The 1,756-nt window shown below is 67.9% G+C and carries 1 protein-coding gene and 1 pseudogene; both read right to left on the bottom strand.

Annotated elements, in window-relative coordinates; translation table 11 throughout:
• A pseudogene (locus tag ACWD1Z_RS37315) lies at positions 1 to 331 on the bottom strand (hypothetical protein); the annotation flags it as partial.
• A gap of 74 nt (positions 332 to 405) precedes the next feature.
• Positions 406 to 1,071, bottom strand: a complete 666-nt coding sequence (locus ACWD1Z_RS37310; RefSeq protein ID WP_451125345.1) for a hypothetical protein — start codon at positions 1,069 to 1,071, stop codon at positions 406 to 408.
• Between the last annotated feature and the right edge of the window lie 685 nt (positions 1,072 to 1,756).

Below are 1,756 nucleotides of genomic sequence, written 5' to 3'. Positions count from 1 at the left end.
CACTGGGGTGGTGACGCAGAAGGCGGATCACACATCTCAGCTGCTGTTGGCCGGCGGGAGTGTTCGGGCGGCTGATCCGCCAGGCGTTCCACAGCCCCACCGTGAGGGCGTCCACGTCACCTACTGGACGGTCCTGCTGGGACAGGTAGGTGGCGAAGGCTCGAACCGCGTTCCAGTTGGTGCGGGCGACGTCGTGCGAGTCCCAACCGCTGTCCGGCCGGCACAGCTCGGCGAAGACTGCGGCCAGGGACCGCTGCATGCCCAGCGGGACGGGCAGCGTGGCGAAGTCGAAGCGACGGGCTGTGCCCCGGGTGCTGCGATGCTCGACCACGAGACCATCTTCGAGAAGAACCGGCGGGCGACGATGGGGCTCAGGAGAGCGGGCGGCGCTTCGTCCACGGCGGCTCATGCCGCCCCCAGGCGGTCGTCGACGTCCTGGATTCCCTCGGCCTCCCTGGCCAGCCGGGCGAAGACGGCATCCATCGGCATACGACCTGCCTCCGGCACCGGCACGTCCGCCAGCAGCGACCGCAGCTGAAGATCGGCCACCGGCTCCAGGTAGATCCCCCGGGTCGTCTCCTGCTGGGCATGCCCCAGCAGGTCCTGCACCATCTGCCACGGATCGCCGTACAGCAGACGGAAGTCCCGGCGTTCCGCCGGTGTCAAGCCCATACGCTGGTCCATCACGTGGTTGAGCACCACGAGCATGAACAGAGCGAAGCTGTGCCGGCACATGTGCGGGGTGCAAAACGGCGGCTCCGCCATTACCGAGCCCAGCACCTGCTGGCACCGCTCACTCGCCGCACGGAAGACGTTCTCCCACGACGCCGGACGAAACGGCAGCCCCTGCTCGTTCAACCACAACCACAACGGCTCCAGCCCGTCCGGACCCTCGATGTAGAAGGTCATCCGCTCGGACACCGTCGCCTCGTCCAGCGCCGTCTGCCCCGTAACACCGTCCTGGTCCCGCCAGTGAAGGGTGCGACGGCGATGGCCAGTGATACCGCTCACCAGCCGCACGTCCGGCAGCTGCTCGTACCGCCCCTTCGCCTGGGCGCGACGGATCACCACGGCACGAGACGACTCCACGTACCCCCTCGATCCCGCCGACGACCGAGGCGGCGACGTAGAACGTCCGCGGCCTCTTCGACTTCGTCACCGCCCGCGCCAGCCGGCCCGGGTAATACCGCCCGCCCTCCAAAGCCACCTTGGGCACCTCGACGGTCAGCAGCGAGGCCCCCTCCGTCAGCCGCACACCCGAGGAAAACAACAACTTCGCGTAGGCGACGTTGCGGGCCTCCAACCGGCCCACCCAGCTCTCGCCCGGCCAGCCCTGCGCAACATGCCCCCGCAGCCCGACATCCACCCACCGGCGGAAAGCCCGCGGCGTCAGCCAGTGCACATTGCTGGCGTGAGCGTTCTTCGCCCGCCCAGCCGGAACCAAGACCGTTTCCCCGTACCGCCCCGTGGCCGACCGCATCAACACCGGACTCGTTGCCACGTAACCACGCCGCTGGGCCCAGTCGTAAAGGCGGGCAAAGGCCGCCAGCTCGCGGTTCCACTTCGATCCGCCCACCCGGTCAGGATTTCGCGGCGACCGTACACGCCAGTCATGAAAGTCGAACAGGTCGTCCGCGCTGGCCTCGTTCCAGGTCTTCCCCCGGCCCCAGAGGAAGTCGAAGAACACTCGGTAGTCCGAGGTGAACCGTTCCGGGTTCGGTAGAGACTCGATTCCGTGAAAGGATCGAGTCATGGC

The sequence above is a fragment of the Streptomyces sp. NPDC002784 genome, assembly GCF_053592135.1.
The sequence above is the reverse complement of the archived record's forward strand: the minus strand, read 5'-3'. Positions and strand labels throughout refer to the sequence as shown.